General features: G+C 57.5%; 19 protein-coding genes and 4 pseudogenes. 16 read left to right on the plus strand and 7 right to left on the minus strand.

What is annotated here, in order from left to right; translation table 11 throughout:
* The 3 pseudogenes from IPM39_20240 to IPM39_20250 all read right to left on the minus strand — a co-directional run bounded on the left by IPM39_20240 (position 1) and on the right by IPM39_20250 (position 5,085).
* Positions 1-454 (minus strand): annotated as a pseudogene (locus IPM39_20240) (restriction endonuclease).
* Positions 455-482: 28 nt separating this feature from the next.
* Positions 483-1,854: pseudogene (locus IPM39_20245) on the minus strand (SAM-dependent methyltransferase).
* Positions 1,855-3,431: 1,577 nt separating this feature from the next.
* Positions 3,432-5,085 (minus strand): annotated as a pseudogene (locus tag IPM39_20250) (reverse transcriptase N-terminal domain-containing protein).
* Positions 5,086-5,846: 761 nt separating this feature from the next.
* On the opposite strand from IPM39_20250, the gene IPM39_20255 reads away from it, so the two are divergent.
* From IPM39_20255 to IPM39_20325, 15 genes and pseudogenes are all read left to right on the plus strand, one after another.
* Positions 5,847-6,236: a hypothetical protein gene (locus tag IPM39_20255; protein ID MBK8988367.1), complete on the plus strand. Its 390-nt coding sequence runs from the start codon at positions 5,847-5,849 to the stop codon at positions 6,234-6,236.
* Positions 6,237-6,316: 80 nt separating this feature from the next.
* Positions 6,317-8,914: a hypothetical protein gene (locus IPM39_20260; protein ID MBK8988368.1), complete on the plus strand. Its 2,598-nt coding sequence runs from the start codon at positions 6,317-6,319 to the stop codon at positions 8,912-8,914.
* 143 nt (positions 8,915-9,057) lie between these two features.
* The gene (locus tag IPM39_20265) at positions 9,058-9,318 is read left to right on the plus strand and encodes a hypothetical protein (GenBank protein MBK8988369.1); all 261 of its coding nucleotides are present in this window, start codon (positions 9,058-9,060) and stop codon (positions 9,316-9,318) included.
* Between the two features lie 320 nt (positions 9,319-9,638).
* Complete coding sequence (locus tag IPM39_20270; GenBank protein ID MBK8988370.1) at positions 9,639-10,073, plus strand: single-stranded DNA-binding protein; 435 nt, start codon at positions 9,639-9,641, stop codon at positions 10,071-10,073.
* Between the two features lie 385 nt (positions 10,074-10,458).
* Entirely contained in the window at positions 10,459-11,526 is a 1,068-nt protein-coding gene (locus tag IPM39_20275) for a hypothetical protein (GenBank protein MBK8988371.1), read from the plus strand.
* Positions 11,527-11,831: 305 nt separating this feature from the next.
* Positions 11,832-12,776 carry a Fic family protein gene (locus IPM39_20280; protein MBK8988372.1) on the plus strand — a complete coding sequence of 315 codons (945 nt, stop codon included), beginning with the start codon at positions 11,832-11,834 and terminating at the stop codon, positions 12,774-12,776.
* An 810-nt stretch (positions 12,777-13,586) separates the two neighbouring features.
* Positions 13,587-14,051, plus strand: coding sequence for a hypothetical protein (locus tag IPM39_20285; protein MBK8988373.1), 465 nt, complete (start codon positions 13,587-13,589; stop codon positions 14,049-14,051).
* Positions 13,976-14,632, plus strand: coding sequence for a hypothetical protein (locus tag IPM39_20290; protein ID MBK8988374.1), 657 nt, complete (start codon positions 13,976-13,978; stop codon positions 14,630-14,632). The genes IPM39_20285 and IPM39_20290 overlap by 76 nt, the downstream gene beginning before the upstream one ends.
* Positions 14,633-14,674: 42 nt before the next feature.
* On the plus strand, positions 14,675-14,944 hold the full coding sequence (locus IPM39_20295) for a hypothetical protein (GenBank protein MBK8988375.1): 270 nt from the start codon (positions 14,675-14,677) through the stop codon (positions 14,942-14,944).
* A gap of 8 nt (positions 14,945-14,952) precedes the next feature.
* A pseudogene (locus IPM39_20300) lies at positions 14,953-15,729 on the plus strand (ATP-binding protein).
* A gap of 21 nt (positions 15,730-15,750) precedes the next feature.
* The gene (locus tag IPM39_20305) at positions 15,751-16,086 is read left to right on the plus strand and encodes a hypothetical protein (GenBank protein ID MBK8988376.1); all 336 of its coding nucleotides are present in this window, start codon (positions 15,751-15,753) and stop codon (positions 16,084-16,086) included.
* A gap of 329 nt (positions 16,087-16,415) precedes the next feature.
* Entirely contained in the window at positions 16,416-16,952 is a 537-nt protein-coding gene (locus IPM39_20310; GenBank protein ID MBK8988377.1) for a hypothetical protein, read from the plus strand.
* Complete coding sequence (locus IPM39_20315) at positions 16,933-17,523, plus strand: hypothetical protein (protein MBK8988378.1); 591 nt, start codon at positions 16,933-16,935, stop codon at positions 17,521-17,523. Before IPM39_20310 ends, IPM39_20315 begins: the two co-directional genes overlap by 20 nt.
* Before the next feature lie 46 nt (positions 17,524-17,569).
* Positions 17,570-19,585: a type IV secretory system conjugative DNA transfer family protein gene (locus IPM39_20320; protein ID MBK8988379.1), complete on the plus strand. Its 2,016-nt coding sequence runs from the start codon at positions 17,570-17,572 to the stop codon at positions 19,583-19,585.
* A 12-nt stretch (positions 19,586-19,597) separates the two neighbouring features.
* Positions 19,598-20,275: a DUF4417 domain-containing protein gene (locus IPM39_20325; protein MBK8988380.1), complete on the plus strand. Its 678-nt coding sequence runs from the start codon at positions 19,598-19,600 to the stop codon at positions 20,273-20,275.
* A 1-nt stretch (position 20,276) separates the two neighbouring features.
* Here the strand turns inward: IPM39_20325 and IPM39_20330 are convergent, their stop codons facing one another.
* Positions 20,277-20,492, minus strand: coding sequence for a hypothetical protein (locus IPM39_20330; protein MBK8988381.1), 216 nt, complete (start codon positions 20,490-20,492; stop codon positions 20,277-20,279).
* On the minus strand, positions 20,489-20,812 hold the full coding sequence (locus IPM39_20335) for a DUF4258 domain-containing protein (protein ID MBK8988382.1): 324 nt from the start codon (positions 20,810-20,812) through the stop codon (positions 20,489-20,491). Before IPM39_20335 ends, IPM39_20330 begins: the two co-directional genes overlap by 4 nt.
* Positions 20,813-20,838: 26 nt before the next feature.
* Between IPM39_20335 and IPM39_20340 the strand changes: the two genes are divergently transcribed.
* Positions 20,839-23,337, plus strand: a complete 2,499-nt coding sequence (locus tag IPM39_20340) for a hypothetical protein (GenBank protein ID MBK8988383.1) — start codon at positions 20,839-20,841, stop codon at positions 23,335-23,337.
* 85 nt (positions 23,338-23,422) lie between these two features.
* Here IPM39_20340 and IPM39_20345 read toward each other — a convergent pair whose 3' ends face one another.
* Positions 23,423-25,414: a UvrD-helicase domain-containing protein gene (locus IPM39_20345; protein MBK8988384.1), complete on the minus strand. Its 1,992-nt coding sequence runs from the start codon at positions 25,412-25,414 to the stop codon at positions 23,423-23,425.
* A 206-nt stretch (positions 25,415-25,620) separates the two neighbouring features.
* A complete protein-coding gene (locus IPM39_20350) occupies positions 25,621-26,520 on the minus strand; it encodes a GNAT family N-acetyltransferase (GenBank protein MBK8988385.1) in 900 nt (299 codons plus the stop codon).
* Positions 26,521-26,580 lie beyond the last annotated feature (60 nt).

The raw sequence follows: 26,580 nt of genomic DNA on the forward strand, positions 1-26,580 counted from the left end.
TATCACGACGGGGATACGGTTTTGCTGGCGTTCTTTGCATAGCGGAAACCACTGTTTCGCGTGCTTCCAGGTAAACAGTGAGATTCCCGTGCCATTGTGGTGTGCCGAAAGTGCGCAATAGAGCGAGTGCTGCCGGTTCTGACTTGAGTGACGGTCCTGGGGCTGTTTACCGGACGCCTGGTTTATCCGTTGTAAAACGCGATGCCTGCATCAGCGGTGAAAATCGTGGTGCCGGTCTGTCGGGCGCTGTTTCGCGGGTATTCGGCGCATAATCTTATCATAATGCCGCCGGCCCAACCCATGATGGGCGTTATGCCCATCAGTGGGTTCGTCGCATCAGCCCACGACTTGCCGGCGTCAGGTCTACCAAAGCCAACAGACAGAGGGCGGACCGCTCGTTTTGCTGTGCACGTGGTAAGCCCAAGGAAATTATGGATTTGTTGTGCAGCCTCAATGTGTAGTCGTTATGGGTGTTCGTGCAGTCACGGTTCTAACCTGGCGTCAATCATGGACTGTGTAAGTACCTTTGCCTGGCGGCCCACTCGCCAAGTTTAATACGAGGGTTTCACGGCTGGGGGAATTGGTGATGAGTTTGAGGTCGGTGGCATTTACCTGCGTGTGGCCGCTTCAAGCGTCGAGGAAGTTCGCGTCCAACGGCCGTAGAGTTCAGGTAGACGCCAACCCCCCTGGCCAATGATCCAGGCGATCCGTGTTTGTCCGCATGAAGCAGGTTCAGGTGATTCTCAAAGCCAAGCATTGGCGCGTCACCGAAATATCCCCGGCTCAACACTGACTGACTACCCGGCGTTTTTTCTTCCTTCGACGAAAAACGCCGGATCACACAATAGAAGCCCACGGGATAAAAGCCACTTTTCGGTTCCCGGATTGCAGAATGGCGTTGGGCTTTTGCATGCCTTTAATGGGCCAGTTGAAGCCACTCTTATTGAAATGGCTGAAAGAGCAGGGGGACAATGCTTGGTTCGGGCATCTCGCGTAAGTGCGCTTTCAATCGAAAGTCACCACTGGTCCGGTTGATACGCTGATACCAAGATCGGCCAAAGTGTAGGAAAAGCAAGGGAATGCGCAAAGGCGCTTATTTCAGGCGATCGGCACATGTATGAAGCTCCTAGATCGTCGGGAAAGTAATCTGCTCGAAGGATACTCGTGGGTGGTAAGGTCTGTAAAGGTGTCGTCGGTTGACGTAGAGATAGTCACCGGTCCTCATTGGTCACAGCAATCGAGCCTGATGATAATGTTCTCTTGTAGGACCCTGGTCATCCTTAAACGCTTTGCTGCGCGAGTCAAACAGGTGGATATGGCGGATGGCTGCCCGTTGGAGGATAACTCGCGAAAGGGCCGGTAATACGGCCCATTGCAGAAGCACGGGGGAATGAAAATTGTCAACAGTTGTCCACCCGGCAGGGGTGAGAGCCAGCGCTAGCGCCACAAAAAGCTGAGTATAGGTTAACTGTCTCAATCCCGGCACGGCGTAAAGCAAGTCGGTGGGCTGAATCACTGTTGATTTTTTTTGTAAGGCGGATTCAGTATAGCGTGGGTGTATCCTCGGAGTCTTTTTGAAAACAGAGAACCTGAGAGTGAGTCGGTGGCCGTATGGATGAAATCTTCGGCGTAGATGTTGGCGATAAAATCGCCTCTATGATCGTATTTGTTCAGGGTATGTGATAAGTGCTGAATCAAAGAGTGGTCCAGTTCAAACCATCCACGTGCACATGTGGAAAAATGAAACCCACCCGACCGCCATCTTTCCAGAAAGGCTACAGACAAGGAGCCGATTCCGGCTCCGGCATCCAACAGCGACACGCGCCAGTTCCATCTGAAAAAAAGGCCAGCCATGAACACGGCCGTTCTCTCCGGGGTCAAAAACTGTCCAAATTGGGACTTTTGGGTTGGCCCGGTACTTTACTGGAGAGTTGCAGCCTCGTTCGTTCAACTGCCGAGAAAAAAAGAAAAACTCTCCGGTTACGGTGGGTTAGGAGTAGCCTTGTCTGCCCTATATGCCCATCAGAACTCATATATGACCTTACGGTCTTGCTAAGAGGTAGGCTCCTCCGCACATTGGGCTCAGACCGGTCACCTGGTCTGCTTGTCCACTGTCAGATTGGCTTTACGGGACAATGGAACCCGGGCATGACATAGGTGGTGAATAACGCCATCATGCCAACTTACTATAGCACGAGAGAGGAGAGTGCATCAAAGTCATATGGGTGTGTTTGGCTCGCTCTGAGCTGTGTTTGCGGATTCTGTTCTCTATCCTGAGATAGCCTGTCTTCCAGAAGGTCTTTAGCTGCGGCGGGGAGGGACTGCAGCAGGTGATGGAAGCTTATGAAGCAGAAGAGGGTCAGGCGGGTAACCGCCTGGCCTTCTTTTTCTTTGCCGTGGGCTGGTAGGCAACCGCACTCGCCGGGAGGGGGCTAAGAGGGCGGAGGGGGGAGTGGGCTGGTCGGGGCCTACAGCCTGCGGCGGGCTTTGGGAGCGTGGTTGAAGGGGCCGGATTTGAGTTGGGCGACGTGGGTGTGGCTGCCGCATGTCTGGCTCTGGTTGTCGAGGTGCGCCAGAAGTGGACTGCAAATGCCGTTCATGCGCTGGCGAGAGCGTAAGGTTACCGCGCCGCCGCAGTGGGGGCAGATGGCCTGAGGCAGGAGGCGTCCGGCAGGACGGCAGTGATAGGCTGGTGGGTATCGAGGTGGTGCCGCGCCACATCCTGCGCCGCCGCAACTGACCGACTACCTGCCCGCCTGCTTCCAGCACGTGGAGGTCTACCGTTTCCCCCGACAGTCAACGAGGCTAGTTGGCGTCACCCACACTCCACCCCACTCTGGCATACGGGCATGAACCAGGGCTGAAACTGCAAAGGAGGTGTGGCGAGGACCCGGGGATGTAGGGCTGTGGTTGGTCATCGGCTGGACTGGTGGTTGGTACGTGATGGAACGAATTTTAATGCAAGGTGGGGTTTGTTGTAAGGATTCCATAAAGATTGAGACTGTTCCGTAAAGATTGAGACCGAATACTCTGGAAGGGCTTTGATAGGGCTGGAGTTTCCGTAAAGATTGATAATGGCCTATTTGGATTCCGCAAAGATTGATAATGGCCTACAAGGGGGGCTGTTCGTGCCCTTCATCAATCCTACACGTGAAATTTTCGGGCTACCTCTGGAAAACTACCCATTTCGTCGCCGAAACTTAACTGTCCAGTCTCAATCTTTACGGAACCGGTCTCATCCTTACGGAATGGTCTCAATCTTTGCGGATTCCTACTGGGATCCTACAGGATTCCCACAACCGATCACGTAAGTGTCTTGATGTTTGATGGCAAACTGTATAACCTAGGGGGACGGGTCGCCCCCGCCCCCGGCTTCAAAACCGGACGTGAGCGTTTCCACTCATCCGGCTCCTCGCATGACTGGCACATTTTCATGAGCGCCTCCAACGCTGCCTTAGACGTTTGTCCTTAGCAGTCTTCTGGTGATGACAGTGTTGGTGAAGAAGCTGCCAGTTGGTATAGCTATCTTTACCTCCGCTGGCTTGGGAACAATGTGGTCAACTTCCAGAAGATCACCTGACGTAAATACAATCCACAATGAGCGCAAACCAGATTGCTGTTCAGTAGCTTCGCTACTCGTGTTGGGGTTCCAGTATAAGCCCGCTCTTCTTTTGGCCCCAACCCAATCTCCATCATATGGACTCTTGCTGCCTTTACCTTGACATGTCGCTTGATGGGTGTTTCGAAATGCCGGTAAAGCGGCAGACCAACAGGCGCGGCAAAGAGGGAAGTTCCCGGTCAGGATGCCAATATTTACGGGGCAATCCATTTCCGGATTTAGATGGGTGGCGACCTTTGCCCAGCGGGAGAAGCTTGACAAAGGTGAGATTGCCAGTTTGGAAAAGGCATCTTTTGAAGCAACCGTGGCAAAGGGCAGTCCAGCCGCGTGTAGTTTGTTGAGTTGAAAGACGAGCGTGCCTGTGGTGTGAATGGGTGCGCCTCGATAATGCGCTTAACCTCCTGGTAGTGCCGTTGCATCGCGTTCTTATTGGGTTTAATAATGGTCTTGGCTTTGGTGGCAAGTTGGGCCGGATACCCCGTTTTCCCGGAGCGATTCTTACCCGCCGGGTATTGACGCACATGAAATCCGAGAAATCGAACCCAACCTTGCCTTCATGCTGGGTGAAATGTATGGGTGTTATGTTTTGCTTGGTTTCAATTCCAGCCCCATCCCAGCTAACCATGCTGACGCTGTTTCCTTTAGCTGCTCAATGACGGGTGCAGGTCTTTGTGCAATACCACCAAATCATCGGCATAACGAATTAATCGCGCCTGTGGGTGTGCTTTCCGAGACGGCCGTTTCCAGACCGTGTAAAGCGATGTTGGCTAACAGTGGCGAATGACCCCACCCTGAGGCGAACCGGCGGGTGTGGGGAAAAGCCGGTCTTCTTCCATGATCCTAGCTTTGAGCCAGGCTCGGATGGAACGGCGAAGGGCATAAGGGGAAAAGGTTCCAGTTTTGCCAACAGTGCGGTATGGCTAATGCGGTAGAAGCATTGGGCGATGTCTGCATCGAGGACATTATTTTGCTTTGAGGCAGATAGATTGAAAGATGGCTTCAATAGCATCATGGGCGGAGCGTCCTGGCGGAATCCGTAACTGTTTGGTTCAAAGCGAGCTTCCCATTCGGGTTCCAGGGCAAGCTTGGCTAAGGCTTGCTCAGCTCGGTCGCGTATGGTGGGGATACCCAAGGGCGCATCTCCGTTTTACCTGGTTTAGAATCCATACGCGCCGCACGGGGCGGGCTTTTCTGTCGAAGTTTCAGCGTTTGCGCCAGATACAATCGTTAGCTGGGTGAAAGGCGTTTGACGCCATCAATGCCGGCAGTATTCTTGCCGCGATTGTCTTGCGTAACCCGTCTGACAGCGAGACACCGAGCGTGCCAAGAGTTAATTAAGAGCCTTTGGAGCTTGTGGATTGTTTTTCTGTCATCCTCAATTGAGGCTTGGTAAATACGCTTTTTTGGAGCTTGAAAACCGACCGCCTCGAATTTCTTCCAGGGGCCAGGTCTTTCCATTCATACATCCGGTTGTTGTACCGTGTTCATAACCTGGTTACTCCTACTTGTGTCCTTACCTTCCAATCATGCGTCCCCCGTCTGCCTATCCGGGGCATTACCCCCGGCTTTTGCTTCTTGGGGAATCCTTCCCCGACCGGCATCCGGTTGGCGCCTGCTCAGTCCGGCTGAGAGCACGGGCGGGGTTACTTCGTTCCTGTGGTTCGTTTTGCGTATCCTTAGGGTCAGACTATACACCGGGTTTGTCGGGGTGAACCCTGGTCGTGCTTGCCATGCGCCAGGCCCTTATCCTTTCCCATTTTGGGCAAGCCAATAGTCCGCGTAGGCTTGTTTCTATTCACGATGCTTCAGACGTCTGTTCGTATTCCTACCCATAGATACCTGCTTGCGGGGATGACCTGGTCGAACCCAGGCGACCCGCTTTTTCATCCCGCTTCACGGATTGATGTCCAGTCGCTACCATGGGGATGTAGCATTCTCCGTTCACTAGAGGTTGGGGATTGCACCCAACATCGAACCACAAGTTATCAAGGATTTAGTTAGCCATACTACCTCCTTGCCTCTCATCCCCCGGTCATGAACCGGTTTCGAGAGAACGAATCAAAACGGCAGGAAATAGAGCAGCATCCTCTTTTTGTCACCCATGATGGCCTGCGGCCATGGGCTTTGTGAAGTTTTAATAAGGCCTGGTGTGATGAGGCCGGTTGTAGACCTTGCGTCTGCAACCGGCCTTTTTGTTTACCCATATGCGATCAAAGGAGCGTTTTCCATGTTTATTCAACGTGTATTCAACCATTCGGCTGCGCTCATGGCCGGCCTGGTTTCCCGTCTCATCTTCAGCTGCTGGGCGCGTGGTTATGAAGAACATTATGGCGCCTGCGAGGATGCTTACGCCGCTCATATCGGACCGCTGTACCTGGAGGTCAACCAGTGTTTTGTTCTGGATCACCATGATGCCTACGTTGGTGTTCGGATTCCCACGCTGCACCACAGTAACGGCCGTTGGCAGTGGGGTCGGCTGCACCTGGGGTATCGGTTCTCTCAGGGTGACGAGCAGGTACGGCAAACCGGTGTGGAGGTCTACTGGTTTCGGCCATTGCCCAAAGTGGTCTACGGCAAGTCAAGCCCGCCTGCTGACGACGAAGATTTCCCCTTCTAATGTCTTATCGGGGGAGCGGCGCAATTCATGCCCTCCCCTTTATCAATCCATTTCAACCCCAATTTAATAGGAGAATGATGATGACCGTTTTACGTTACGATGATAATCGTGGTGGTTTAGCCTATCCGTTTCTGCCCAATGAACTACAGTGGCAGATTGTCTCTCATACGTTCGGTGACGAAGAATCGCTGACCAAGATTTTCCAGGTCGCTCCCCCTACCCTCCGCTGGGTGAAGGACGATAAAGTGCTGGATTTAACCATTCCTGGCATGGATACCCAGACTTTCCTGGCTCGCTTCGGCTTGCAACTGTCCATGCATAAAGGTGGTTACGTTTTGAGCAAACGGCTCTCTCGCGTCATGCGGCCGTTTCGTTACTGGGGCTTCTTCCGCGATACCGACATCAGGATAGATTACAACCCGCACCTCGACGGCCGTCTGTGGGATGGCAGCGGCCAGGCCAGCCGCAGTTTCATCCAGCGGCTGGCCGACAGCCTGGATCTCGATGAACGCCATCGCCGCGAACTGCTGCACACGAACCGGTTCGAGGTGACGACGCTGCACGCCGGCGGGCAGGACAAGGGACACGTGTTGGTGGTGGATGATCTCGCCGTCGATTTCATGTTCCCGGCCGGCAGCGCCAAACAGGAGTTGGCGCTGGTAGACGGCAGTGTCTTCATCGGCCTCAATCCCATCCACAGCGAAGACCAGATGTGCCTGGACATCCAGAGCCTCATCAACCTGCATCCCTTCTTCCAGCCAGAGCATTTGTTGGCCTGGGCAGGCATGGAGAGCGAGTTGTTCCTGAGTGGGATTCGGGACGGCCGTTTAGCCAGCATTCTCAACCGCTTGTACGATGCCGAATCCGTCTCCGATTTAGACAGCCTGGCCGACTGGCACGTGGGCGAGTATATCGCCAGCGGTGGCAGCCTGATGTGGTTTGCCGGGATGGTCAAAGCAGTGGCGCGGCAGCATCTCAAGCGATTGGGCAGCCGCGCCAGCAAGCTGCGCTGTCCGGCGCCTGGGGGTAGATATTATTTGTTCCCGGCGGTTGTGGGCAACCGGGACGTGCCAGAAGGTTACGTTGAACTCGACCCGGCTTGCGCTACGGCCTGGGTCAATGACAGCGATTGGTTGACGACAATTGTGGATGTTTTGGGTGGTTGTGATGGCGATGACGCCGTCTGGGTCTTCCCGTTTGCCGACGTCAGTGACAGCGCGGATGGAAACCAACCGTTACAGAAGATGCTTATCTGGCGCAGTCCCAATCAGCTGGGCGAGTATGTGGTGTTGCAGCCGACCGCCAACAGCCATGTCATCGCCTGGGACACGGCCAACGGCTCTCTGGCAGCCCCTAAAATGAAAAGACGCCTGCTCCCGAACCGTATTGATAGCACGAACTATCAGTACGGCGAATTAACGGAAGCAAGCGACTCCCATAGAACAAATGTATCATACACAATCGAGGCCATGGCGTCAACCATCCATCGCGCTGCCGCCAATCAGGGGGTTTTGGGTGCGCATTGCAACGCGCTCATGTTGTGCAAAGCGATTTACGGCCGTTTACCAGACCATCTCCCGGCCACGTTGGAGGCCGTCATTGACGGCTCGGTGAAGACCGGGCTAAACCTGGCACCCGTCAAGCAGTGGAATCAGATGGCCATCACTCGCATGGTTAAACATGGTCAGGCCAACGCCAACCGCGCCATGCCGGCTGTGTTGGTGGACCGGCTGCCGGAATGGTTGCGGCCGCAGGCGGAGGCGGCTGCGAGCGGTTGTCAAACCAGCGGTTGCCAAACCGCCCATTGGCTGGACACTCTGGCCAATGCCCTGGAACTGCACAAGGCGCAGTATTGGGCCGACGTGGAAGCGCTGGCTACGGAAGCGTGCCCGCCGCTGGAACTCTTTGACCACGGCCGTGACTGGCTGCACGTCGGCAAGGATTTGCGTCAGGCGTATAGTCGCGTCATCCGGCAGGCAATCGGCGCTGTTTGCGCTGGCACTGAAGTCGCCTCCGATGATGTTTCGATTGCGCTCAACGCAAACTTCGACGCTGCCCGTGAAGCCAGTGAAGCATTCCTGGCTCAGTGGCCGGTGGAGAAACGGCCGTTTGTCCTGTTAGGCACAGCGGCGTACTTGTATGTACACGGGCCACAAAATGGCGAGCCGGTGCGGGATGCGCTCATCTGGCAGTTGGGCGCCAAACGGGATGGCAGTGGTCGGGAGTCAGGCATTGCCCGGGCCATGCTCGATGCCCTGCGTCAGATTGGACTGCTCGGTGACCCGATATGGACGACATCCGGCGCGGTTCTTTTCTACAACGAGAAGCCGCAAGCGCGGCGTTCCGGCGTACCGGTCAGGCTGAATGGGGTCTGGCTCAACTGGCTCAATTCACGAAACGGCCGTGCCTACAGCCGCATGAGCGACGTGCCGCCGGCCGAACGGGACCAGGCCAAAGCCCGCATTGCCGACTTTGTGCAAGAGCAGTTTCGCGGCATGATACTTACCACCGAGGTGACCGATAGCAACCGGGTGGTGACGCGCACGCCGCATGGCAACCTGTTCGGTTACGTGCAAAAAGACCACGAACTGGCAGCCATCCGCTATGACCAGTGGCGCATTGCCTGGGCGCATGCCATTGACGGCAACGTGTTGGCGGTGCTGGAACCGGCAATCTGACGTTTCTTTTCCTATTCATCAAGACGGTAACTGGCCTTTCGGGGTTAGTTATCGTCTGTTTTATGATCCATTGACGGTATCCATTATAATGTTGGACAAAGCGAGAGTTTGTTCGTCTTGTTTTGCAAAGTTGGAGGACAAAGATGACATTGACAATTGACCTACCGCAAGATTTAGCGCGTGAACTGGCAACTGAAGCCGGTAAGCTGGGCATACCCTTATCCGATTATGCCTTACGATTGCTCTATTCCCGAGAATTAACTGAGAAAAAACCTGAAACAGGTGACGAATTGGTAGCATATTGGCAAGAAGCTGGGCTTATAGGCTCTCGCAAGGAGATTGATGATAGCCAACTATATGCGCGGCAAATTCGTGCTCAGGCAGAGACACGAGTGCGGGAGTAGCCTCTATGTATCTATTAGACACAGATATTCTCATTGATGTGCAGCGTGGGCATAAACCGGCAGTGGCATGGTTTGCTGAACTTGAATCGATACCTTCTGTGCCAGAATTGAAAATAGAACAACCATACGATCGGTAATCACAATTTCTTTTTAGTTTTGCCAGGACGGCTATCTGCTCTTCGGAGTAGGTAGCCGTTTTTTTTGCTTGCGCCTGGTTGGGGGGAAGACAAAGGGGCTGGCAGGGCTGCCCGGAGGCGCTATCGCGCCAGATAAGATGAGTTTTTTATCAACCCAATTTCACGTTATAAGGAGAGTGACACATGTATCAAAAACTCATCATCGTTGGCAATTTGGGCAGCGCGCCAGAAATGAAGTACATGCCTGACGGGCAGGCTGTGACCAACCTTTCCGTGGCTTGTAACCGGCGTTGGACGGATCGCGCCAGCGGCCAGCCGCAGGAAGAAGTCACCTGGTACCGCGTTTCCGTGTGGGGGCGTCAGGCCGAAGCGGCCAACCAATACCTGGACAAAGGTCGCCAGGTGCTGGTCGAAGGGCGGCTGCGTCCCGACCCGAACACGGGCGGCCCGCGCCTGTGGACACGGCAGGACGGCTCGGTGGGCGCATCGTTTGAGATGGTGGCCGACCGGGTGCAGTTCCTGGGCAGCAATGGCAACGGCGCCACCGCCAACGGCGCTAACGGTCACGCCAACGGCGCGGCCGAACCGGCCTATGCCGAGGACGACGTGCCGTTCTGAAATAGGCGTTGTTTCCAATGAGAGAGAGCAGTCACCCAACCGGGTGGCTGCTCTTTTTTTGTTTACCTGCACCTGTTAACCGGAGGTCTCATGCTTGAAGCCCTAATCCTCATTTCTCTCGTCACCATTCTGGTCATCCTGTTTTGGCCGCGGCGCAGCCCGTATGTGCGGAATGTGACCAAATCCTACAACGGACGGCGGCATGGCGTTGACCGGGAGTAATCCTGATAGCTGCCCGCCTTGGTCACTTATGGGGTCGGGCCGTGATTCGCACTGTTGTTAACCGACGCCGCCGGGCCAGCAGCCCGGCGTTTTTCTTCGCCCGGTTCTGGAGGCCATTGGCGTTTCCAGACCGGGCGCTGTGCTACTTACCTGGAGGACAGCCATGGACAGTTATCAAGATTCACCCGCTGGTGGAGGGATGCCACTTGCGCCGCTCACCGGCGACGTATCGCTGGAGGAGTTACAGGGGCGCGCCGGGGCACTGGCGCGTGAATTGGGGCAGCAATACCACTTTAACGGCCGTGAATGGCAGGTCCATTGGGCCGATATGAAACAAACCGCCCTGCTGGCGTTCCTGGAAAACCAACACCAACCGCTGGCCTATGCTTATACCTGCGCCCGCACGGCCTTGAAGAACTATGCCTGGGTCCACGTGCGCGGCCTGAACGGTGGCTGGAAATCCCTTGTGGCGCGCGAATATACGCTGATTGACACAGCCGAAAGCATTGACGCCGATGACGAAAACGGCGCTGACAGCCTGGTCTGGCGGGTGCCGGAAGTGCGACAGCGTGACCTGGTGCCGCGGCCGGTGGAATGGACGGTGCTGTGGCATGAAGCCGGACCACCGCCGGACACAGCCGATTTGTTCCGTGACCTGCTCACGATTCTGGTAGGCGTCAGCAGCGAACGCTGGTATCCGGAACAGATGTACCGCGGCGCGCTCATCGTGGCGATGCGCCTGACGGGCTATACCTGGGCTGATATATCGGCGGTCGTCGGTGATCTGGAAAGGGAATCGCTGGTGAACATCTACCAGGAATACCGGCAGAAATATCTATTGCCTTACGCCGAACTAGCGCCGTTAGGCCAGGAGATGGTCAGGCTGCGCGGTGAGATGCGCGTGCAGTGGTTTGAAACGCTGCGTGAAGGGTGGTTGCAGCGGCCGGAGCGTAAAATCGTGGTCCTGCCCCACGGCATTTACACCCTGACTTACAAACAAGACAAGCGTCGCTCTGATGAGATACTGGCCAGTTTGCAGAAGGGACGGCGGGTGAACGGCCGCATCCGCACCAGACAGGTGTTTTTGGGACCGGCCGGGTCGGTGACCAAAGAGCTGCTGTGGGCCAAATCCCTTGAACTGGAGCGGCGGTTGACCGTCTTTCTAGAAGAGGCTACGGGCAACCTGGGGCGCATCAACCAGTCGCGCCAGGTGATGTTTGGCGTGATTTAGAGCGGAGCAGGTGTGGGCGCAAGAAACGTGGCGCGCTCATGCCTGCGCTCTGGTTGTCCAAAACCGGAAACGATGGCCTGCGTGTGGGGCATCGGGTGAGGCGTTGGCTGGTGCAAGCGAATACCCACCCACCCGCCCATTGGCGAGCAAGCTCGCCGTGCAGCAGGACTGCTGCTGAAGAACCACCTGTGTCCACCAGCGCCGTCCGCCGCTCTTTCGTTTAACATCCACCTGAAAAGGTGCATTTATTTCGTATCGGATATGCTATAATATTTGTTATCCGATACCGATATATGGAGCTTGCGATGCTAGAGACCCGTCTAAAAGAGCGAATTCAAGCTAAAAAAGCGCAGTTGGATGCATTACGGCCGTTGCCAACGGCCGCCGTGCGCCGTCTCAACGAACAACTGACCATCGAGTGGATTTACAACTCCAACGCCATTGAGGGCAGCACCCTGAGCTTGCGCGAAACCCAGTTGATTCTGGAACAGGGCATTACCATTGGCGGCAAAAGCCTGCGCGAACATTTTGAGGTGATCAACCACCAGGAGGCGATTAAGCTGGTGGAATCTTTGGCGGGGCAGCAGGGACCGCTCACGCCCTTTTATGTGCGCCAGTTGCACGCCCTGGTTTTGGCAAAAATAGACGATGAGAATGCGGGGCAGTATCGAAGTCTGCCGGTGCGCATTGTAGGCGCGGCCCATGAACCACCGCCCGCCTGGGACATCCCGGCGCAAATGGATGATTGGGCAAGCTGGCTGCAAGTGCAAGAGGGAATGATGGAACCGGTAGCTTTGGCGGCGTTGGCCCACCATCAACTGGTGGCTATTCATCCGTTTATTGATGGCAACGGCCGTACCGCCCGCCTGATCATGAATCTGACATTGCTGCGGGCCGGGTATCCGCCCGCCATCATTGCCCGCGTTAACCGGCGACAATACTACCGGGTGCTGGCCCAGGCCGATAGGGGGAACGCGACGCCGCTGGTGAACTTTGTTGGCCGGGCAGTGGAGCGCAGCCTGACGCTCTATCTGGAAGCCTGCACGCCGCAGACAACACGGCCGTCGGTAGACGAGGAGTGGCTGCCGCTGCGGGAGGCGGCAAATCTGACGCCTTACAGCCAGGAGTACCTGAGTTTTCTGGCGCGCACGGGCAAGTTGGAGGCAATCAAACACGGCAGTAACTGGCTGACAACGCGACAGGCGCTGGAAGCGTATCTGCATTCTGTGGGCAAGACGCGAGACCGGTGATGGGTGACGCCGGCATGAAGGCGAAGGTTTTGGTGAAGCCGCAGCATCCTGGTTGGCGCAGTGATTACCCACCCGCCCACCCGGATTGAACGCCAGGGCGTTCAACCTGAAGGTGCTGCACCTTCAGGCAGCCAGGCCACCCCCCACCCTGATCTGGCTTAGCAAGCAAGCTTGTCTGGTGGCGCGAAGATCATGCACAGGCAGGGATGATGCACAGGGGGCAAACGGCCGTTACTTTAACACGTCACGATAGGCGCACAATCTTCCTGGGGATGGTGCGCATGAACTTTGGTTTGACACACGCCCCACCATCCATATAATCTAAGCTAGATTTGCACGCACGGATGATGCACCCATGAGGCTGCATGATCCATCTCCCCACAACTGAAACACCAGGCCGACGGCGACGGCACATCCACAAACAGGCGCGTTTGGTCTTGCCCCAAAGGGTTCTGCTGCGGTTCGTGCCGTTGCGGCCAACGACAATTAGAATTACCCACTGACGACAATTAGAAATGCCCATTTAGGCGTCAACGTGACTGCGGCTAAACTCCTGACATTTATGTAAGGAGTAAAGCAATGACAGCCACCGACGCACAAGTGAGGATTGCTATGCGTGAACGAAAAAGGGTAAGAATCAGGAACAGGCGGCGGCCAAAGCCAATCTGCGCAGCCGCAAAACAGTCAGCAAATACGAGCAGTCGGGTTTGCTGCCCCGTCAACTAAGAAGGCGCGGACGTACAAGACCCGACCGGATGCTTTTGCTGCTGAGTGGCCGATGTTAGAGAAAATGCTGGCCGCGGCCCCGAGTTGGAAGCTAAGACATTGTTCGACTGGCTGTGCGAACAGCAGCCGGGCAAATACCAGGAGGGTCAACTGCGTACCCTGCAACGACGTGTCACGACCTGGCGGGCGCTGAACCAAGAGCAAACGGCCAGTCTGGACCAGATACGGGAGCCAGGCGAGATGATGCAGTTGGACGGCACCTGGATGACCGAACTAGAGGTGACGCTGGAGGGACAACCGTTCAAACACATGCTCATCCACAGCGTCCTGCCTTATTCCAACTGGGAATGGGGGCGTGTGGCGCAGTCGGAATCGTTGAGCGCGGTGCGCCTGGGCTTACAAAGCGCATTGCTGAATTGGGCTATGTGCCGCAAATTGTCCAGACAGACAACAGTTCGGCGGCAACCCGCCGCTTGCGCAGTGATGAAGAGGGACGCGAACGGCCGTACACCGATGAGTATCTGGCGCTGCTGGCCCACTATGGCCTGACGCCGCAGACGATTCATCTGGGTGCGTCTGACGAGAATGGGGATGTGGAATCGAGCAACGGCAAGCTAAAACAGTCGGTGGCGCAGCAGTTGTTGCTGCGTGGCAGCCGCGATTTCGCCAGCCTGGCGGTGTATGAGACCTTTTTGTTTGACATCATGGACAAGCGCAACAAACGGCGCGAGATGCGATTGCGCGAAGAATTGGCGGTGATGCGGCCGTTGTCGGCCACGCCGCTGGCCAACCACAGCAAACTGCGGCTGCGCGTCAGTCAGGGCAGCCTCATTCGAGTGCTGGAGAAGACTTATTCTGTGCCCACGTCGCTCATCGGCAAAATGGTGACGGTGGTTATCCATGAGTGGTCGTTGGAGATTTATTACGCCGGTCAACTGGTAGACCGCTTCGCCCGGCTCATTGGCAATGAGGTCCACCAGGTGAATTACCGCCATGTCATTGACAGCTTGCTGCGCAAACCGGGGGCTTTCGCCGCTACCGGTATCGGGACGATTTGTTCCCCTCGCTCGTCTTTCGGCAGGCGTGGGAGGCGCTGGACCGGCAGTATGCGCCACGCCGGGCCGATTTAGCTTATTTGCGAATTCTGCATCTGGCGGCGCGTCATCTAGAGTGTGACGTGGCGGCGGCTTGAACTGCTGCTGACCACCGGTCAGACGTGGAGCGAGGTGGATGTGGCCGAACTCCTGCGTGTGGAAACGGCGGTCGTGCCGGCGCTGACGCAGCCGGTGGTGGAATTGCGCCTGTACGACCAGTTGTTGGTCGGCGGTGGCGCGCTGAGCGGTGGCGCGCTGAGCGGTGGCGCGCTGAGCGGTGGCGCGCTGAGCGGTGGCGCGCTGAGCGGTGGCGCGCTGAGCGGTGGCGCGCTAGGCGGTGGCGCATGACGACGGGCATGAATCAGAGCGAGATGGTGCGGCTGCATTGCAAGACGCTGCGGCTGCCGACGATGGCAGCAGCGCTTGAGGAAGGGATGCGCTGCGCGGAACGGGATAACTGGCCGCTGGATGCTTTTTAGCCCACTTGTTGGAACAGGAGGTGGCGACGCGGCAGCAGCGGCGCATTGAGCGTCTGCGGCTGGAGTCGAAGCTGCCGCCGGGGAAAACGTTTGCCGTTTTTGACGAAGGCCGCTTGCCGCTGCGCATCCGGCGGCAGTTACCCTATTTGCAGGCCGGGGACTTTGTCAATCAGGCCCAGAATGTGTTGTGCTTTGGTTTACCGGGCACAGGCAAAACGCATCTGGCGGCGGCCGTGGGGCATCTGTTGGTGGAAAACGGCCGTTCGGTGCTGTTTACGCCGACCTTCAAGCTGGTGGGGCGGCTGCTGCGGGCTAAGCAGGAATATGAACTGGAACGAGAACTGCGGCGTTTAGACCGGTTTGAGGTGGTCATTCTGGATGATATTGGCTATGTGCAGCAGAGTCGGGAAGAGATGGAGGTGTTGTTCACCTTTTGAGCGAGCGGTATGAGCGGCACAGTCTGGTGATTACCTCCAACCTGGTCTTTTCGGAGTGGGACAAGATATTCAAGGACCCATTGACGACGGCGCCGCCATAGACCGGGTGGTGCATCATAGCATCATCATTGAGTTTGGGCGAGACATCCAGAGTATGCGCATGGAAGAGGCGCAACGGAGTCAGGCGGCGCTGCGACCAGAGGTGGGCGTAGGGTAACTTTTCATGGGGGAGAAAATCGTGGCAAAAATGACGCCAGAAATCCGTGACCAACTCTTGTTCTGTTATCCCGACCCCGTGCCTGTGTGCTCGGTGGAGTCACCCGCCTGGTTTGCCTGGTTGGAAACGGCGTCGGCCTTCCGCTATTGCAGTGGACAGCGGCGCAATCTGTGTCGCGGGCATGGCCCGTTGTATGGACCTGTGTCTTTCCGCAAGGAGCGGCGGCGGCAGATGGGACTGTGGTATGCCTATCGCCGGGTGCATGGCGTTTTGTACAAGCGGTATGTTGGTAAGTCGGCCGGGTTGACGCTGGCGCGGTTGGAGGAAACGGCCGTGTGGCTCAATGAGATATGGTGACAGATGGGAAGCATTAAGGAGGGCCTATGGTGGTGGTTGGCAGGCTGGCTGACGGCTTGTCGGGGCGTGTTTTTATGGGAACGGTATGGGCATTTCTAATTGTCGTTGATGGGCATTTCTAATTGTCGTTGACAGCCGTTGGCTTTTTTTGCCTTTCCAGTTCCCCACACTTATACAATCGAGAGCAATGCGCCACTGACCGCCGCCCATTTTGGTGGAAACTGCACTCCCGAAACAGGGCCGCGCCCGGTTGTTTCGGCTGCCTGGTTGTGCCTCATGCCGCCTCCCCTATTACCCCCAAACCCACATAAAACAAATGGAGGCTCCCTTTGACTGAGATACCCATTCAAGAAAATCGTGAAGATCGTTACGGCAAGACCGAACGAAAAAACCTGACCCTGACGGCCGAGGCGGTAGAAGCAGTGCAAGCATACGCGGACCGGCACGGCCTCTATTTTAGCGTAGCCATTGAGTCCCTGGCCCTGATGGGCCTGGGGCAGACCACCGCCGACGCTTTGCCCCGCCTGGTCGCCAACCTGCTGGAACGGGCGTTCAACCGGCAGTTCAACCGCTTCGCCAAGCTGCTTTCCTATGCCGCCATTTCGGCCGAGGAAGCCAACGGGAAAACCGACTTCCTCATCCTGCAACTGTTTCGGCGTGAAGCCCAACGCGATCCGGACAACTTCACCGACATTATGGGGGTTTCTACCGACCCCCACAAACAGCCGGACGCCCAGGTGCGGTTGATTAAGGAAAATCTCTGCGCCGACATTCATCAAGATGCCGTCGCCCACCTGAGAAAGCCGTTAAGCGAGTTCGTTTCTCTCCTGACCCTGGAGGTGGCCGATGCCGCAGACAATGGCTGACCAGTATCCCATCCCTTTCATCGGCGTGCGCCTGCACGAAAACCGGACGCCAACCGGGCGGCGCACCAGTACCCCGGCCAGACGCGCCGCGCTTTATTTTGCTTACGGCCAGGAGCGACAGAATCAGCTTGAAGAAAAGCAGCGCGGCGAGTGGCTGGGACCAGACGGCCGTTCCCACACCCACGAAGCCGTCATAGCCTGGGCCAGAGAAGCGGCCCTGAACCATCGCTACACCTTTGAAGCGCTGCTCTCCGTGCAGCAAGGGGAGCTAACCCCGGAACAATTTTGCCAGGCCATGAGCCAGAGCGGGGAAATCGGGGATTGGCGGCTGGTCTCCCATCAGGATACCGATTACCGCCACGCCCACGTCCTCTTTTTTCGGGATAAGCGGCTGGATAAGACTACCTTCCTGGCCTGGCAAACGGCTGTGCGTCAGGAGTTGGCCCGGCTGGAGCAGCAGCAGTTGGCCGCAGCGCCCACGCCAGACCTGGAAAAAGAAGTGCAGCCGGAAATGGCGTTGGCCGCAGAGCCAAAGCGCGTCCGGCGGCAGGAGGTGAGTTTAGGATGGTGAATATGATAAGCAGTTACCAGGCAATGGGCCTGTCGGAGGTGGAACAATGGATCTGAACAGCACTACTCAAGTTACCATCGGTACTTACGTTAAGCAGTGGTGGCAATCACTGCCCGCGGCCCGCAAAAAACGGATCGGGTCTGTGTTGGCTGTCTTTGCTGCTTTCTGGTTGGCGGGGGCGATACATGCGCCCACGGCCGTGGCCGGGATTGCCCGCCTGGAAGGGGTGGTCCGTCCGCTTATGGCCGTCGGCATGGGCGGTTTCTCCTTTCTCTGGCGCGTCTTGAAAAGCAGCGGCGTCATCACCGAAACGCGGGAAACGCCCAACCTGCTGTGGCTGCCGCTGGCCCTGGTTGTGCCGGGGGCGATTGGCCTCTTCCTTTACATCCTCAGCCAGCCGCCCAACCCGCTGTATGGCGTGCAAAAGATGCTGGAAAAAGCGGCCCGTTCCCAGGGGCGGGTCGCAGCCGCGGATCTCAAGGAGAAGCTGGTCATCAAACAGGGTGTGCCCCTCACCCAGATAGATGAGGGCAAGGGGAAACTGCTGCTGGGTCTGGATTACCAGAAATCGGAAGGGCATGTCATGGTGGTGGCGCCGACCCGGGCCGGGAAGGGGCTGCATTTAACCGACACGCTGCGCCATTACCCCGGCCCGGCGCTGGTGCTGGATCCAAAGGCCGAGCAGTTCCAGCGCACGGCCGCCTTGCGCCGCCAACTAGGGCCTGTCTATCGCATCCCCGGCCATCAGGTGCATCTCTCCGCTTACTACCGCCACCTGCGCGACCGGGATGAGACCATTGAACTGCACACCCATCTGTTACGGCCGTGGGCCAGTTCCGAGCCGATCTTTGCCGAAAAAGCGCTGTCGCTGTTTACGGCCGTTGGTCTTTATGCCCATGCCATGCAGCTTAACCCGATCCGCCTTTTGCTCGACTTGGCCGAGAGCAATCCGGTCGAAGCGTTAACAGCGCTGCGCACCGTCCCGGCGGCGCGGCGGCACGTGGACATCTTCACCAATGGCGCCGCCCCGGCTGCCTATCAGGAAGACAAGTTCGTGACATCGGCCCTGGGCAACTTCACTACCCGCCTGGCTCCCTACCAAAAACACATTGATACCATCGCTCCACCCGACTTGCGCCGGCGTGACCTGATCGTGCCGCCCGATTGGGCCAGTCAGAACGGGACCATTTATATCACGTACAGCCTCAACGACTTGCGCGCCGCCGGGGGCGTGATAGCCGCCACGATTGCCGCCATTCTGCGGTATCAAATGCGGCAAGCGCAGAAGCAGAAGATGCTGGTGACCATTGACGAACTGCCCGCCGTTGGCCTGCGCAATATCGCCGACTACCTCTCCACCTGCGGTGGTTTTGGCATCACCCTGCTGTTGTACGTGCAGTCGGTGGCCCAACTGCAAGAGTTATACGGCCGGGAGGGCTTGCGGGCGATTCTGTCCAACTGTGACCACCAGCTGTGGTATCCGGCGGCGGAGATGGAGACGGCGCGGTTCATGTCGGAACTCTACGGCACGACGATGAAGGCCAACCCGATGCAGTCGGCCTCGCGCAGCGCCCGGCAGCAGCAGAACAAAGAAGGGCAGGCGCAGATACAGACCAGCAGCAATCAGGGCGCGTCCTGGTCATGGCGGGAGGGGGCGGCGCTGTCGCCCAATGAAATGATGGCCTTGCCCAAAGGTCAGGTCCTGGCGACCACATTGGCGGACCAGCGGTATGTTTTCCTGGGGCAGCGGCTGAATTCTATTCCCCTGTTTGACCAACTGCCGCCGCCGGATGGTCTGCATTTGCCGCAGCCCGTCTACCGGTCGCGCAAGTATACGGATTGGTCAACTGTGGCGGATAAGGCGGCGTCGCGGGCAACGGCAACGGCCGTGGCCGCCAACCAACCCCAGGCGCAAGATAAGCCAGGTGACAATGCCACCGGAGCGATAGATACCCCGCAACCAACGGCCACAAACGCAACGGCCGTTGCGCCTGAAGCAGAGCCGCCGCCAGAAGCGCCAGCGCCACCTCCTCCGACCAGCGCGACCCGGAAGATGCGGTGAGGGCGGCGCTCGATGACGCGCACTTCTCATCGCTGGCAAAACCGGCCAGGCAGCTACGATACCCTGCACGCGCAGCGGCTGTTTCCTGCCGGTAACCCGTATGGGATTCCCGATCTGCGTCACACCCCGGCGAGAGAGGTTCCGACCTGGTTGGTTCCTTACCGGCAGCGCATCCGGGCCAATGAGCCACTGGCTGACGGCTGCGTGCATTTTTTCCTCGATGATTACCGCTTCGAGACGGTGTGGAACCGGCCGTTCAAGGCGCTGGAGGCGTTACGGCAGTATCGCACACTGTTGACGCCGGACTTTTCTCTCTACCGGGATTGGCCGCTGATGCTGCAACTGTGGAATACCTACCGCACCCGCTGGTGCGGCCGTTTTTGGCAGGAAGAGGGGTTTACCGTCATTCCCACGGTGAGTTGGAGTACGGCCGTTTCCTACGACTTCTGCTTTCTGGGCGTGCCCCGGCGCAGTGCGGTGGCGGTATCGGCAGTGGGCGTTAATCTCGATGCGCCGTTGGAGTACCGGCTGTTTGTGGACGGGTTTGTGGAAATGGTGCGGCGGCTGGAGCCGGTTGTAGTGCTGAGTTACGGCCGTTTGCCCGCCGCCTGTCACGAGCTGGCGGAGATTGTGACCTATCCCACCCGCTGGACCAACATTCGAATGGCGCGACGGAAAAGAGGGGTATGAATCAGGCAACAACCGGCATTAATTTGAAAACACGCGCCAAGCGGGCGGCCGTTTCCAGGTCGCCCCGGCGCAGCGCCAGGCGTACATCATCGAGCTTGTAGGCATCTGCCAGCGAAAGATAAGGTGACCATTCATCATCGGTAGTGACGAGGTTAATGGATACCTCAGCGGCATATTCACCCTCATGAATGAGTTTGGTGATTTGCTTTTGGGTCATGATTTTCTCCTCATGAAATCGCTTGACCAGCGAGCCGGATCGGGCCGATAAGCCGTTACCAGCACAGCCGGAGATGCTTTGCCTTTGGGAATACCCCAAACGATATGGATGGGGCGCCCTTCATCATCAAATTGGAGAACAAGAACCGCAGGACCTTTATGATACTCAGGATAATCTTCAACCAAAATAGCTGTTGCCGTACCGGCAACCACATCCCGCACAAAAATATTGTCGGCTGCCAGTTCATCATAACCATGAGCCGAAATTCGTATCTGACCTTCGCCAACAAGATGAACAATATCCCGCAGTGTTTCACTCACAAGCCAATCATAGATGAAGCAGGGCAATGCGTCAACGAGGTGAAAAGTGTGACTGTTTTCACGTTAGGAGGCGCTTAATAGGCGGACGTGGCGCGGGCAGCGGCGCAGGGATGGGCACGGCCGTTTTGCCTGCTGACGTTTTGGAAAGCCTCTCCTACAATGTGACGAGTTTCGATGACCCGCTGGGTGGGGCCGCCTTTCCTTTCCTGGAGCAGACGAAACGCGCCTGGCGGATTCTCGCCTATTCGGCAGGCTCAAGGCAGGCCCGGCAGGTGGACGAAACGGCTGAACCCCATCCGGCGCATACGTTTGGGCTGGATGCTCCTACCCTGCGTTGGGTCAACGGCAGCCAGGTCAGCGACCTGTACGTCGATGGGATGACGACAGAGCAGTTTCTGGAGGCGACCGGTTTGCAGTTGGATATGCACAAGGGTGGCTTTGTGTTGTCCAAACGGATCTCGCGCATCATGCGCCCTCATTTTGTTAGCGGCTTTTTTGCCCCCGATGACGTGCAGATAGCCTATATGGCGCAATCACCAGCGGAAGCCAAAGGTTGGGATGGCGCCGGCCTGATTTCCCGCCGGATGCTGCGAAAGATGGTTTTGGCTGAGGAACTGCCCCCTGCGAAGCGGGAGCGATTGGACACGGAACTGCGCCACGCGCAGCGAGTGGAGTTCACCGTGATGACGCCCAAAGGGCAGGACAAAGGGCATGCGATGGTGGCGGATGATTTGCGAGATGAAAACGGCCGTCCTGTAGACTTCCTCCTCCCACGGGACACCAAGACAGAAGTGCGGCTGGATACTTCGAAAAGCTCAGGACGTCGTACCTTTGTCGGCGGCCCAACATTCGTTGGGCTTAGCTTCGTCCATGGTCACAATGACATGCGCCTGGACATCCAAAGCTTGATTAACCTCTACCCCTTCTTTCAGGAAGAGCAATTGTTGGATTGGCTAAAAGACGAAGGTGATTTGTTTGTTCAGGCAGTGGAAACGGGTCAGGTGGCCGAAGCCATGGGCAGGATAGATCACCATACGACCCTTGAAGAAGTGCAGGCATGGCCGCTGCGCGAATATTTTGCCAGCGGCGGCCACCCCATGTGGTTCCGCAGCCACGTCAAGAGCCTGATGAATCAGCACCTGAAGCGGCTGAATCACAGCACGCTGGAGAAAATGCGGCTGCCCATTCCCGGCGGCCGTCACTACGTCATGCCGGCGGCCGTGGGGCGGCGGGCAGGGATCAAGGGGCTGGACGTGCCCAGAGGCCATATCCAGATTGACGACAGGCGTGGCACGGCCTGGGTCAATGACGACGACTGGTTGGCGCTGCCGGATTCGCCAAAAGGCGAAGGAATTGCCGCCATTCTGGGTGGGGCCGATAACGATGACGCCCTCTGGCTGCATCCCTTCACCGACCACGACGGCGAACGCAAGGTGCTGGCCTGGCGCAGCCCCAACCAGGTGGGAGAGTACGTGATTTTGCGGCCGACAGCGGCTTCACATGCCTTGCCCTGGACGACGAGCATGAATGATGCGGGAGAGCGGGGAACGACCGTTTACCCGCCCGCCGACAGCCGCAGCCTGCCGCTGCGCGTGGATTTCATGGAGATCGAATATCTGGGCCTGGTGGATCCGGGTACGGCCGGCGGCCTGGACGAAGAGGATGCCTACAGCGTTGCGGTGATGGAATCGGCAATTAGCCGGGCCATTGCCAACCAGGGCGCACTGGGTATGTATTGCAATTCACTGATGCTCAACAAGGCGCTGTACGGCCGTTTACCAGGCAACGGTGCGTTGCCCAACCCCCCTGCCCCATTGGAAGACATCATTGACAGCGCCGTGAAAACGGGCGCAGACCTGAGCCGGGTTGTTTCGTGGAACTATGCGAACTCGCGCGAGATTTTGGAAAGCCGCACGCCTATTCCAGCTATCTTGCATAAAAGGCTGAGTATTGACTGGTCGGATAAGGAAAAACGCCCTCCCCTGCCTCGCGCCAGCGGCATGGCCGGGGGTGAACTGCACTGGTTGGATCGGTTGGAAGGTGGCGTGAAGGCCCACATCCAGGCGATGCAGGCAAAGCGAGACGAACTTGTTAGTCAGGCACGGCCGCCGCAGGTAGTGGTGGATGCGGCGCTGGCCGATTCTGGGGCAGTGGAGTTGGGCGCGGGCTTGAATAAAGCGTACGCGGCCGCCTTACGAATGGGCAAGGGCCAATATGCCAACGTGTTGGAGCGGGCAAAAGCTGCGGCGGAGAATTATCTGGCGCACTTTCCCCCTGAGCGGCGCGGGTCGATTTTGCTGGGGGCATTGGCCAGTGTGTATGGGAAGGAGGATGGTGGGTCGGATACGGCCGTTTGGCTTTCAGGCGACAAAAGGACCCGGGACCAGACTCAGCCTGACATTGGGGCGTCTCCGATTGCCCACCATACGATTGAGGCATTGCGGGAAATAGGGCTGTTGGATGACATCATTGTCACTAAAGAGGGGTTGGTTGTGTATCCGGCTGGATTGCATGGTGAGGACTAAAATAGAAGTTTGTGAGGAGAACGGCCGTTTGTTCCCCAACTCAGCGCCCGAATCCACTCTGGTGGTTTGTCAGCAGATGGCGCGTTCAATGACTACCTGGTTGCGTCAACATCTCCGGCAGCGGCCCGACATAGGTAATCACCAGCCGCTGCCCGGCGCGGGTGATCGCCATGTACAGTTTGCGCGTATTGTCGCGGATCAGTTCCGCCCGCTCCTCGTCCGCAAGACGAATGCTCTGCTCCTGTTCGTACAGTTCGTGCGCCCCCATCAGGAAGACGATGGGGCTTTCCAGGCCGGTGGCGGCGTTGAGGGAGCAGACGCGAATCTGGTTTTTGGGGTCGGTCTGGCCGGGGTCAACGGCCGTTCCCACCCCAAACGCCCTGTTCACCCGCGCCAAAATCGGCCCAATTTCCTCGCGGCTGGCATGGATGAGCAAAATATCCCGCCAGGGCACGCCGCCCTGCGCCAGTTGGCGGATTTCATTAATTACCCGCGTCACTTCGTCTTGCGGGCTGGTCAGGGGGATGATGACCGGCAGGACGCCGTTGGGCATGTGGGTTAAATCGGGCGTGACAATATCGTCGTCCTCGTCGGGCAGCCTACGGCGGTAGAGCAAGGTGGCAAAATCGAGGATTTCGCGGGTGGTGCGGTAGCTTTTGCATAGCCGGTGAACGCGCCCACGTACGTCGAGGCCGCTGGCCAGCCAGGACTGCCCTCGCTTAAGGAAACCCTGGCTGGCATCGGCCACCAGAAACAGGTGGCCGGTGTTCGGCGCGAGAATGCGCTTGATGATTTCAAACCAGAGGGGGGCGAAGAATTGGGCCTCGTCTATCAGGATGATGTCGTAATGGGGCAGCGCTACCGCGCCATTGTGCCACAATTGCCACAACTGGCGCGGCACGTCGCCCCAATCCATCAGGTGGCGCTGCTGTAAGCGTTCGTGGTAGGTGGTGATGGCGTCAAAGAGACGGTGACGCATGGCCGGACTGAGGGCGAACCCGCGCCCGGCGCGATCGGCGGCCAGGTACTCTTCGCGGGTGAACAGCAGACGGTCTTTGTACCAGTCTATCTCTTCCAGAAGCATCTGTTCAGAAACGGCCGTGTCCCTTAACTGCTCATGCCCAATCTGCATCGCCAACTCCAGCCGTTGCCGATGGCTGAGTAGCTTGTGCCAGGTTTCCGTTTTCGGCCAATAATGGCGGCACCAGCCCATAAAGGTATATATCTGGACTCCCCCTTTCCCATTGTTAAGATGCTCATTGCTGAGATCTTTGTAACGGCGGCGCAGATCGTACATCAAGGCGCGGTTGTGGGTGAGGACGAGAATACGTTTGCGCGGGAAAAGCTGGTGCAGCATATGGGCGCGGTAAATGATGATGAGCGATTTGCCGCTGCCGGCCACCCCGTTAATCAGGCGCAGTTGGAAGTCGCGGGCGGTGGTCTGGGCGGTTTCGGGTAGATTCAAGTCCAGTTTAAGCGCGTATTCCTGGTCGTAATCGAGCAGGTAACGGCCGAGTTCTGCTGCCGTGTGCCGTTCGATGGGCTGCCGCACGGTGAAGGCGGCCGGCACAATCACTTCCGGGGTGAATTGTTCGCGGAGGTGGCCGATTTGTTGGTCGGTGAGCGGCGGAGAAAGTTGGTCGTCCAGCCAGTCGGTAAAACGGTCGGGGGTGAGGGTTTCTTTGCTGACCCAGACGGCCGTAGCCATCGTGGTGATGGGTTCGCCCATCTGTTTCTGGCTGAGATTGGGGAAAAGGATGGCGGCGGGTAAATCGAGCGTTGTCCTATGCGAAAAATCGGTCAATCGTTCGTGTTCCCCCTCCCCCAACGGCCGTATCTCACCGCCAAACAAACCCAACTGTCCGGCGCGTTCCGCCTCTTGGGGCGTCGTCGTGGCAACGGCCAGGAACAGCACCCGGTTGTCGCTCCGCAGCAAAAAGTCAGGGCCGGGGCCATGCAGCGCCGGCAGCCGTTGAATGACAACCACATGCTCCGGCAGCCGCTTGAACAGATAGAACAACCGGATAACTTCCGGCGGCGAGCCTTGAATAGAGGTGGCGGGGATGAGTTGCGCCATGATGTTACCATTTACTTTCCCATATTTCAGGATACTGTTGGCGAATTATTTTATCGCCCCAAAGATCACAATAATCAGTCGTTTCGAGGTCAAAAACGATCAAAATCTGTTTGTTTCATCACTGATTTTCGACCTATTTGAATTCGCCACCAGTATCCTTTCATGTGAACAGGTGTCGGGAATCAGGAAACTTCGCCCTATTCTCATCATAAAATGTCGCCACCCATACAATCCCAGCGGCGAAAATCAGTGAGCAACGGCCGCAATCCTTCATCCAGACACTTTACCGTCAAAAAATATGGAGAGCGCGTCCATGGCAGAGGCACATACATGCCAAGCCCACGTAAATAGGGCAGCAGCGCTGCCGCGGGTGTGGTCAAGCAGTGAATGTAGCGGACCCCGTTCTGATAAACGGTCGTGCCCCATCGCCGCAGCAGTTCTTCCACTTCCGCCCCATATGCGGCCAACAGCGCCGCGCCACGCCGCCCCACCGAACGATACACCACCAGGCCACATACCTCCTGCCCCGCCAGCCACACGCCAAAGCGGTAACGGCGAAACGGATGCTGCGCAAACCGGTGGCGCACATCTGCTTCCGTTGCACAAAAACACACCTGCGCACCGGCCCATGCCGCAAACGCCCACGGCCGATCCGGCCAATCAGTTGTCAACATCAGCAGCGCATCGCCTGGCGCGCGCGGTAGCAAAACCAGGTGCGCCGCCATCTGCCCCACCACCTCATATCCATATCCCTTGCTGTGCCGATCCACCTGCACCCCGGCCGCATTCGAAAAGCCGACCCCGGCCACACCGCCCAACGCCGCCAGCGCCGCATACACCGGCCGCGACACCTGCTTAATCAACCCTTGCCCCCGATAATCAGGATGGACGGCCATGTTGATGCTCAGACCCACACGCGCCGCTTCCGCCACGCCGGGCAGCCGCAAATGGGTGAGTCGGCAACTATACTGCGCCGCCAGCCGTTCGCCATCCCACGCGCCCCAGGCCAACAAGCCATTTCCCTGTTGCAGCCAGGGCCACAACTGCATCATCGTTACCGGCGGGTGATCAAATGAGACCGCCATCAATTCAGCCCAGTTTGCCATATCTGCTTGCGAGATCGCGCGAATTTCCATACAAATCCGTTAACCGTCAGCGGTAAATCG

Origin of the sequence: Candidatus Leptovillus gracilis (genome assembly GCA_016716065.1) — a bacterium.
Classification (GTDB): domain Bacteria; phylum Chloroflexota; class Anaerolineae; order Promineifilales; family Promineifilaceae; genus Leptovillus; species Leptovillus gracilis.